This window comes from Asaia sp. W19 (genome assembly GCF_003994335.1).
Classification (GTDB): domain Bacteria; phylum Pseudomonadota; class Alphaproteobacteria; order Acetobacterales; family Acetobacteraceae; genus Asaia.
Genome location: NZ_PNQZ01000124.1, coordinates 1 through 9711 on the forward strand (window position 1 = coordinate 1; position 9711 = coordinate 9711).

Sequence of the window (9711 nt, forward strand, 5' to 3'; positions counted from 1 at the left end):
CCCGCTTCACACCGCGCCGCCATCGTTCCGGCGGGCATGTGATCCAGTGTGTTGCCTATGCAAAAACCGCCTCTGATGTCGTGCTGAGCGGCAACGCCCGAGACTGGTGGGAGAATTCCCGCGGAGTCTACGCGCGCGGTTCGGCTCCCGAGCCGGGCTCGGTTCTGAACTTTCGTGCCATCCGACGCATGCCCTACGGCCACGTGGCCGTGGTTCGCGCGGTCGAAGACAATCGGACGATCGTGATCGACCAGTCTCATTGGGCGCAGAACGGCATTGCGAAGAACGTACGCGTCATTGACGTGTCCCCCAATAATGACTGGTCTGCCGTTCGCGTTGCGCTGAACAGCAAGACCGAAACCTATGGCAGCATCTACCCCACTTATGGGTTCATCTATGGCCGTCCCGATGACGGTGTGATGATGGCCAATAATACGCCGGCCCCAGCACATCGTTCCACACGGTCGCGTTCTGTTGAAACAGCAAGCTTTGATGCCCTTCAGCATCCGATGAACTCGACCGAAGTGGCCGAGGCCCCGGAAGACGCTTTCGGGCTGGAAGGTCCCAGCCGTAACCTGCGCTAATCGTCAGCGCGGCTTATCGCCACCAAGGCGGCCCGGAAACGGGTCGCCTTTTTTTGTTGCCCTCATGACCGCCGTTGCTGAAGACAGAGCTGCGTATTTGTCAGGGGCGGACGGCGCGATGATACGGATGGCCCGCGCTTATGGCGCGCGCGCGGTAGATCTGTTCGGCCAGGAGTAGTCTGACGATCATATGCGGCCAGGTCATGCGGCCGAAGGACAGACGCGAATTGGCCCGATCAATCACGCTGGCTTCCAGCCCCTCAGCACCGCCAATGACAAAGCTCACTTGCTTGCCTGTCGCGAGCCAGGATTCGAGCATGGTGGAAAATTGTTGTGAATCGGGTGACGCCCCGCCCTCGTCAAGGGCGACAACAATGCCTCCCTCCGGGCAGGCTGCCAGAATGGCGGCAGCATCCTTGCGACGGATCTCCAGCGCGCTCCCGCGCGATTCAGCGATCTCGATCAGATCGATTTTCGGGCGGGTGCGTTCGACGTAGCGGTCGAACAGCTCCCGCTCCGGCCCTCTCTTCAGGCGACCGACAGCAACGATACGGATCATGCGGGATCAGAGATCCGTCGTATCCGCTTCGTCGGCTGCGCTGTCATCCAGATCCTTGCCCCACATGCGCTCGAGCGCGTAAAGCGCGCGGCTTTCCGGCTTGAACAGGTGCACAACGATATCGCCGGTGTCGAGCAGCACCCAATCCGTGCCATTCGCGCCTTCGATGGTGATACGCTTGATGCCGATCTCGTTCAGCTTGTCTTCGATATGCGATGCCATGGCTGCAATCTGACGATCGGCTATACCGGTAGCGACGACCATATGATCGGCAAAGCTCGCACGGCCGCGCAGATCGAGGGTCACGATATCCTCGGCCTTGTCCTCGTCGAGACTTGTCGTGATGACGACCAGCGCCTTTTCGACCAGCTCGCGCTCTGCGCCCTCGCGCGGAGCGGTACGCGCCTTGCGCGGCCCGGCGGCGGCAGCCTTCTTGCGCGGTGTTCCAGCAGTTTTCAGGGTTGCGGTAGCCTCGCCCGTGGCGAGTTTGGTCTTGGTCTCACCAGCGGACGCGCGGCTGCGACGGGCTGGGGTGGTCGTCTCGTCGGACGGTTTTCTGGCGATGGCTCGACACTCCGGTCATGGCATTAGAGAGAGCGCGGCGGGATAGTTTCCAGAATCCCTCAACGCTGTCGCTGATATACCGTTTTGCGGCGCCGGAAGAAAAGCCCAGACACCACCTTTCGAACGCGAGAGAATCGGCCCCTGCCTTGCGGGCACCCGCAAATGACTCAGTGCATGGGTCGCCTTGCCCGAGAGCGCGGTACGGTTACTGCCTGGTCGCGGGACCACCGCCATCGGCACATGCAGTGCCAGTTCATGCCAGCGGCGCCAGCGTGTCAGCGTTGCCAGGCTATCTGCTCCCATCAGCCAGACGAACCGCGCATTGGGGAATCGCAACCTGAGCAGGGCAATGGTCTCGACCGTATAGCGCTTGTTCAGACGCGCCTCGATATCGGTCGCGATGATACGGCGTCCATCCGCCAGAGCCCGCGCCGAATCGAGCCTGTTCTCAAACGGTGCCATACCGATTCGTGGCTTGAGAGGATTACCGGGAGAGACCATGAGCCAGACCTGGTCGAGTCGCAGGTGGGTCAGGGCATAGCGGGCAAGCTGGAGATGGCCTGCATGAGCAGGGTTGAAAGATCCACCCAGCAAACCGACCGAAATCGCACGCCCATCCCCGTATTTCGGAATTTGGGGCACGTCAGGGGCGTGTCTGTCCGGTGCCCCGCACCTCGTAACGGAAAGTCGTCAGCTGCTCCAATCCTACCGGACCCCGCGCGTGGATCTTTCCGGTTGCAATGCCGATCTCGGCCCCAAAACCGAATTCGCCCCCGTCACAGAACTGCGTCGAGGCATTCCACATCACCACTGCGCTATCGGTCCCGTTCAGGAAACGCTCGGCGATAGCTGCGTTTTCCGTGATGATCGCCTCGGTATGACCGCTCCCATAGCGTGCGATATGCGCGAGCGCCGCATCCACATCCTCGACCACGGCTACGGAAAGACGGGCATCGAGCCATTCCGTCGCAAAATCATCGGAGGTCGCGGGCTCGAGATCATGCACGATACGACGCGCTGTCTCATCGCCCAAAATCGCACATCCGAGTGCATGAAGGTCCTGTACCAGAACCGGCAGCAACGATTCGGCGATCGCGTCATCGATCAGCAACGTCTCCGTTGCCCCGCAAATTCCGGTGCGGCGCATCTTGGCATTGGCCAGGATTTCACGCGCCATGCCGATATCGGCATCACGGTGGATATAGGTGTGACACAACCCATCCGCATGGGCGAGCACGGGCACGCGTGCTTCGCGCTGCACGCGCTCCACCAGGGATTTGCCGCCGCGCGGGATGATCATGTCGATCTCTCCTGCCGCGCCCAGCATCGAGGCCACATGGACACGATCGGAATCGGGCACGATCTGCACGCAATCGCGGGGCAGCCCGGCCTGCTCCAGACCCTGCTGGATACAGGACTGAATGCACCGCGCCGAATTGAGGCTCTCGGAGCCCCCACGCAAGATCACAGCGTTACCCGATTTGACGCATAGTCCCGCAGCATCGGCCCCGACATTGGGCCGGCTCTCGTAAATCATGCCAATCACCCCCAGGGGGGTGGCGACGCGGCGGATGTTCAACCCGTTGGGGCGGGTCCATTCGGACAACACTCGCCCCACAGGGTCAGGCAGCAAAGCGATGGATTCGAGACCCTTGGCCATGGCTTCGATGCGTGCGGGGGTGAGTGTCAACCGATCGATGAAAGCGGCGCTCGCCTTGGAAGACGCCACATCGCGTGCGTTGGCCACAAGAATATCGGCGGCATGATCCCGCAGCGCAGCGGCTGCTGCGCGCAGGGCTTCGTTCCTCTGGCTGTCCGGAGCAATAGCAAGAATGCGTGCCGCCGCGCGCGCTGGTCCGGTCAGGGCCTTGAAATCGGACGGGCTCGTTGCGGCTTCCATCATGCATTCTCCTGTCTGCGATGCATTTTCTGTACCTTTCGGGACCAGACCTGCGAAAGGACGATCAGCTATGTATCACTCCTGCACAGCTTGAAAAGATCGCCCGATAGCCAGGCTGGCTGCGACATTGCGCGCACAGCGCTGCAGAGCGGGCTCGGCTTCGTTGAATGCCTCCTCCAGTGAACAAGGGCGATCGAGGCTGCTGAACAATGCCCCGAACCCGGTTTCGTACAAGGCTTCGTGGCCCTGACCCAACGTACCGGCTATGGCAACGACCGGCTTGCCCGACGCGCGGGCGAGGCTGGCGACGGCCTGAGGTGCCTTGCCCTGCGCCGTCTGGCCATCCAGCCTGCCCTCTCCCGTGATGACCAGATCCATGGCAGGCATCATTTTTTCGAGGCCGAGGAGCCGCGCAATCGCCTCAGCTCCCGGCACAAGTTGCGCACCACAAAGCCCCACGAGCCCGAGCCCTGCCCCACCGGCCGCACCGATACCAGGCAAAACGGACAGATCACGCCCACAATGGACCTCGATCAGACTCGCCAGACGGGCGAGCGCGGCATTGAGTATGGGGATCATGGGCGGCGTTGCCCCTTTCTGGGGGCCGAACACATTGGCCGCACCTGTTTCCCCCAGAAGGGGAGCCGTTACATCGCACAGGATTTCAATCGTGCACTCTGTCAGCCTAGGGTCGAGTCCTTCCTTGTGGAGCGAGAACACCGCGCCCAATGGACCACCGCCCTGCGCAATTTCGCGGCCCTGCAGATCGCGCAGCGAGACACCGAGAGCCTGAAGCAGGCCAGCCCCCCCGTCGCAGGTCGCGCTTCCCCCCAGCGCGAGCACCAGATGACGACAACCCAGATCGAGCGCGGCGCGCATGATCTCGCCCACACCCTGTGTCGTCGTAAAAAGCGGGGTGCGTGATTCGGGAGGAACCTGTGCAAGGCCAGCCGCCTCGGCCAGCTCGATCAACGCTGTGCGCCCCTGATCGAGCACGGCAAATTTCGCCGCTACCGGCAGGCCCAGCGGGCCGCATACCATCCGTGTTTCGAGATGACCGCCTAGAACCCGCGCCATGAGAGAGGCCGTGCCTTCTCCCCCATCCGCCATGGGATAGCCGTGATAGCGCGCCTTAGGGAAGATTGACGAAAACCCGGTGATAATCGCCTGAACGACAGCCTCGGCTGTCAGGCTTTCCTTGAACGAGTCACAGGCAACGAGAATATCCATGGGCGCCTCGGGTATAGCGCCCCTATCTTCCACACGCCGCGCCGATCGGGTCAAGTCCCGGTGCGCGGCTGGGCAGATCGCTCAGACGTTGAAGCGAAACAGTAAGACATCGCCATCCTGCACCACATATTCCTTGCCCTCGATACGCAGCTTGCCCGCTTCCTTGGCGCCCGATTCACCGCCACAGCTAATATAGTCGTCATAGGCCACGGTTTCGCAGGCAATGAAGCCTCGTTCGAAGTCATTGTGAATGACGGCCGCAGCCTGCGGGGCTTTTGTGCCCTTGGTGATGGTCCAAGCGCGAGTCTCTTTGGGGCCAACCGTGAAATAGGTGCTGAGACCCAGCAGGCCATAACCAGCAGCAATCACACGATCCAGGCCGGAATTGCTCAGCCCCAGCCCCTCGAGGAACTCGGCGCGCTCTTCCTGCGGCAGCTGGCTGACTTCCGCTTCGATGGCGGCAGAGACCACAACCATGGCAGCCCCCTCGGCCTCGGCGCGCTTGCGCACGGCTTCGGAATGGCTATTGCCGGTGGCGGCTGAGCCTTCCTCGACATTGCAGACATAGAGCACCGGCTTGGTGGTCATGAGTTGCAGGCGGCGCGCGGTTTCTTCCTCGCCTTTCGGCACAGCGGTGCGGGCAGACTTGCCCTCACGCAGGGCCGCGATGATGGGGTCCATGATGGCGAGCTGCTGCTGCGCTTCACGGTCATTGCCCCGGGCGCGCTTCTGCAGCGAGACCTGACGCTTTTCGAGCGAATCCAGATCGGCCAGCATCAGTTCGGTCTCGATGATCTCGGCATCGCGCACCGGGTCCACACCGCCCTCGACATGGGTGATGTCGTCATCCTCGAAGCAGCGCAGCACATGGATGATGGCATCGACTTCGCGAATATTGGCGAGAAACTGGTTACCCAGCCCTTCGCCACGAGAAGCGCCGCGCACGAGACCGGCAATATCGACGAATTCGAGGCTGGTCGGCAGGATCTTCTGCGACTTGCCGATACGCGCGAGGTTGTCGAGACGCGCGTCGGGCACGGCCACGCGCCCCACATTGGGTTCGATCGTGCAGAAGGGATAGTTCGCCGCCTGGGCTGCTGCCGTTTCCGTCAGCGCGTTGAACAGGGTGGATTTGCCCACATTGGGGAGCCCCACGATGCCACAATTGAAGCCCATCAGCGTTTCTCCCCGCACAGCATGGCGATTTTTGTCATTGTCGCTTCCGGTTCCCCCTTGGCCAGCAGGGGCGACGCCGCAGCCACGGCATCGAGAAGCGTTTCAAGTTCTGTCTGTTCGGCCTTGGCGAAATCGCCCAGCACATGACCCGTCACACGGTCCTTGTGGCCAGGGTGGCCGATACCGAGGCGCACGCGCTGGTAGCTCTGGTCCCCCAGCATCCTGTCCATCGAGCGAAGACCATTATGCCCCGCTGCGCCGCCGCCCCGTTTGACGCGCACCTTGCAGAAGGCAAGATCGAGCTCGTCATGAAACGCCGTGATGTCAGAGACCGGAATCTTGAAGAACCGTACAGCCTGCTGCACGCTTTCGCCGGACAGATTCATATAGGTCATGGGCTTGAGCAGAAGAACCTTTTGTCCCTCGATGCTCCCCTCGGCCGTCTCTCCCTTGAAGCGTGCACGCCAGGGAGAAAACCGGTAGTATTCGGCAATACGCTCGACAGCCATGAAGCCAATGTTATGGCGCTGCCTGCGCATGCCGGGCTCGGGGTTACCGAGCCCGGTCCAGAGTAGCATTGCGGCCACCCTGAGCGGTCTTACTTCTTCTTCGCAGGAGCAGCGGCTTCAGCAGCAGCCTTCGCAGCGGCTTCAGCTTCCATCTCGGCATCGACCGTCGGCGGCGCGATGGTGGCGATAACGAAGTTCGGCAGCTGCAGAACCGGCGTCACGTTCTCGGTGCCGGTCAGATCGTCCCAACGCACGTTGTCGTGGATGTCGAGCGCGCTCAGATCAACCGTGAAGCTCGCCGGGATGTTGTCCACATCGGCCATGACGTCCACCGTGTGGCGAACCAGGTTCAGCACGCCACCGCGCTTGATGCCAGGAGCCTTGTCTTCGCCGGTCACGTGAATGGCGACGGTCACATGAACCTTCTCGCCAGCCGCCAGACGCTGGAAATCGACATGGATCGGCGCATCGGTCACGGGGTGCAGCTGTACTTCACGCAGCAGGGCGCGCACGGTGCCACCTTCGAGCGGCAGTTCATACAGGCGCGAGCGCCAGCCGCCACGAACCATTTCCTTGTGAATGATGCGCGGATCGATCTGGATCAGCGAGGGCTCCTGCTTGCCACCATACACAACACCCGGCACCAGACCGGCACGTCTCGTTGCGCGCGCTGCCCCCTTACCAGCCTTCGCGCGCGTAGAGACTTCGAGGGACGTCATATTTGTCACGGTATTCTCCCAAATTCATTGCACTCATGGCCTCCAGGGGTGCCTGAGTGAAGGCGCGCCTTAGCGGAAATGAGGATGCAAAGCAATGATCTTCGGGAGTCGGCGGGCGATTTGCCCGCATGTTGCCTGGAGACAGGGGTGCTTCTCAGGGCTCTGCCCTGAAACCCGCAAAGGAGCGCAGCCCCTTTGATCCCGATTGAAAAAAGCGGGGGTGAAAGGGACTTGTCCCTTCCGGGGTACGGAGCAGCGCCTCGCTTCCCGTACTGGTTGCGCTGCCTCAGGCCTCCGCTCTGAAACCCATGAAGGAGCACAGCCCCTAAGATCCCGATTCAGAAAAGCCGGGATGAAAGGGGCTTGTCCCTTTCCGGGGCGCGGGGCAGCGCCCCGCTTCCCTTATTCGTAAGCGGTCAGCACCCAGCCATTTTCCGTCGGATCGCAATAAAGCGGCACAGCGTTGGCGAGGCGGACATTGATCGGCAGGCTCATGGCGGCGCGCAAGGCGCGGAACAGCGCGCCATGAGCGACGATCATGGGGATACCGTCCTGCTCGAGCGCGCGGTTAACGGCACTGGCAGCACGGGTTTTCAGGCCTTCGAAGGTTTCGCAGCCCTCGGGGGTGAATTCGCCGGCGATCCAGGGGTCGTACCAGTCGCCCATGGGCTCGCCTTCCATCACGCCGAAACACACTTCCTCGAGGTCGCGATCGGTGCTGAGCGGAAGGGTGACGCCACTCGCACTAACGATAGCTTGCTGAGCAGCGAGTGCCGTGTCGTGTGCGCGTGTCAGGGGCGATGCGACGATACGCGCAATTGGTGCTGCGCCATCGCGCCAGTGGCGCGAGAGGGAGGCACCAGCCTTGACGGCCTGTTCGCGCCCGGTGGCATTCAGGGGAATGTCCGTCCGGCCCTGAGAAAGATTCTGGGCGTTCCAGTCGGTCTGACCGTGGCGCAGGTACCAGAAGGGGCGACGAAGCAGCATGAATACCGATCCTTAATCGAAAAGCGAGGAAACAGAGCTTTCATCTGCCACAGCACTCATGGCGCGCGCCAGAAGATTGGCGGTGCTGATCTGCCGGATATTGGGCGAGCTTTCCATGGCCTCGGTGGCGGGGATGCTATCGGTCAAGGTCAGCATCTTGATGGGTGAGGCTGTAATGCGCTCGACCGCCTGCCCGGTAAGGACACCATGAGTCACATAGGCTTCAACCCCGGCGGCACCGTGATTCATCAGGGCTTGGGCGGCGTTGCACAGGGAGCCGCCGCTATCGACGATATCATCCACCAGGATACAGTAACGGCCGCTCACATCGCCGATCACGTTCATGACCTCCGACACGCCGGCGCGCTCGCGGCGCTTGTCGATGATGGCGAGATCGGTGGTCAGTCGCTGCGCCAGCTGGCGTGCGCGCACCACGCCACCCACGTCAGGGGAGACAATCATCAGGTCTTCATTCGGATGTCGGGCATTGATGTCGCGCTTGAAGAGCGGCGCAGCATAAAGGTTATCGACCGGGATATCGAAAAAGCCCTGAATCTGCATGGCGTGCAGATCCATGGTCAGGATGCGGTTGGCACCGGCTTCAACCAGGAGATTGGCGACCAGCTTGGCGCTGATGGGCGTACGCGGACCCGATTTACGGTCCTGCCTTGCATAGCCGAAATAGGGCATCACTGCGGTGACGCGACGGGCTGACCCGCGACGCAGGGCGTCGAGCATGATCAGCAATTCCATCAGATTGTCATTGGTGGGCGAGCAGGTGCTCTGGATCACGAACACGTCTTCGCCGCGCACGTTTTCCTGAATCTCCACGAAGACTTCAGCATCGGCAAAACGCCGCACGGACACCTTGCACAGGGGGAGGCGCAATTCCTGAGCAACGGCACGCGCCAGAGGCAGGTTACTGTTACAGGCGACGATCTTCATCGGGAAACGACTCCGGTCCGGGGCGGCAGCAAACGCGGCCTTCTAACAATGCTGCGCCACGCTGTCATTAACTCATGGGGATCGGGGATCGTCGATAGAGCGTTTTTTACAGGCCTAGTGCGCGCCTCTACCCATGTGCTGGGTATCAGCTTTCGAAATGCGATCTGAAGTCTTCGTAGCCGCTGAACACATGAACACCGCTTTCCCTGCAACCGGGCCACACTTGTTCGACATCTTCCAGACAGGCTTCTGAAAGAACGTAGAGCATTGGAAGATCTTCACCACAGCTTGGATCAATCAAAGAAAGTCGGTGAATTTCGATGAGGTGCCACAATGCGCGGATCGTGCCTTCGCGGCCGAGAGGCCGGTCCCAGTCGAGACTGTCGACCTGCCCGTTTTTGACGGTAAAACGAAACGTGTCGGTAGACGATCCGAAATTGGTGCACCCGTCAGGAGAAGTACAAGGTATCTGCTCGCCCGTCCCGATACCGCCATACCCGTCCCCCCCCGTCTACACTCCATTCCTTGAAGAAAGGAC

Annotated in this window: 11 protein-coding genes; 1 reads left to right on the plus strand and 10 read right to left on the minus strand. The window is 61.4% G+C overall.

Going from position 1 to position 9711, the window contains the following annotated elements:
* A partial coding sequence (locus C0V97_RS17175; protein ID WP_148114963.1) for a CHAP domain-containing protein occupies positions 1–584 on the plus strand: 584 nt, incomplete at its 5' end.
* Positions 585–684: 100 nt separating this feature from the next.
* Here C0V97_RS17175 and C0V97_RS17180 read toward each other — a convergent pair.
* The 10 genes from C0V97_RS17180 to C0V97_RS17225 all read right to left on the minus strand — a co-directional run bounded on the left by C0V97_RS17180 (position 685) and on the right by C0V97_RS17225 (position 9173).
* Entirely contained in the window at positions 685–1140 is a 456-nt protein-coding gene (locus C0V97_RS17180) for a 23S rRNA (pseudouridine(1915)-N(3))-methyltransferase RlmH (RefSeq protein WP_199751700.1), read from the minus strand.
* Positions 1141–1149: 9 nt separating this feature from the next.
* A complete protein-coding gene (gene rsfS, locus C0V97_RS17185; protein WP_127101928.1) occupies positions 1150–1602 on the minus strand; it encodes a ribosome silencing factor in 453 nt (150 codons plus the stop codon).
* A gap of 120 nt (positions 1603–1722) precedes the next feature.
* Positions 1723–2349, minus strand: a complete 627-nt coding sequence (locus C0V97_RS17190) for a nicotinate-nucleotide adenylyltransferase (RefSeq protein ID WP_233582025.1) — start codon at positions 2347–2349, stop codon at positions 1723–1725.
* Position 2350: 1 nt separating this feature from the next.
* A complete protein-coding gene (locus C0V97_RS17195) occupies positions 2351–3610 on the minus strand; it encodes a glutamate-5-semialdehyde dehydrogenase (RefSeq protein ID WP_127101929.1) in 1260 nt (419 codons plus the stop codon).
* Between the two features lie 72 nt (positions 3611–3682).
* Positions 3683–4837 carry a glycerate kinase gene (locus C0V97_RS17200; protein ID WP_127101930.1) on the minus strand — a complete coding sequence of 385 codons (1155 nt, stop codon included), beginning with the start codon at positions 4835–4837 and terminating at the stop codon, positions 3683–3685.
* 81 nt (positions 4838–4918) lie between these two features.
* Entirely contained in the window at positions 4919–6013 is a 1095-nt protein-coding gene (gene ychF / locus C0V97_RS17205) for a redox-regulated ATPase YchF (protein ID WP_127101931.1), read from the minus strand.
* Complete coding sequence (gene pth, locus C0V97_RS17210; RefSeq protein WP_127101938.1) at positions 6013–6591, minus strand: aminoacyl-tRNA hydrolase; 579 nt, start codon at positions 6589–6591, stop codon at positions 6013–6015. Before pth ends, ychF begins: the two co-directional genes overlap by 1 nt.
* A 20-nt stretch (positions 6592–6611) precedes the next feature.
* Positions 6612–7250 carry a 50S ribosomal protein L25/general stress protein Ctc gene (locus C0V97_RS17215; protein WP_127101932.1) on the minus strand — a complete coding sequence of 213 codons (639 nt, stop codon included), beginning with the start codon at positions 7248–7250 and terminating at the stop codon, positions 6612–6614.
* A gap of 393 nt (positions 7251–7643) precedes the next feature.
* Complete coding sequence (locus C0V97_RS17220; RefSeq protein WP_127101933.1) at positions 7644–8228, minus strand: histidine phosphatase family protein; 585 nt, start codon at positions 8226–8228, stop codon at positions 7644–7646.
* Positions 8229–8240: 12 nt separating this feature from the next.
* Positions 8241–9173 carry a ribose-phosphate pyrophosphokinase gene (locus C0V97_RS17225; protein ID WP_127101934.1) on the minus strand — a complete coding sequence of 311 codons (933 nt, stop codon included), beginning with the start codon at positions 9171–9173 and terminating at the stop codon, positions 8241–8243.
* Between the last annotated feature and the right edge of the window lie 538 nt (positions 9174–9711).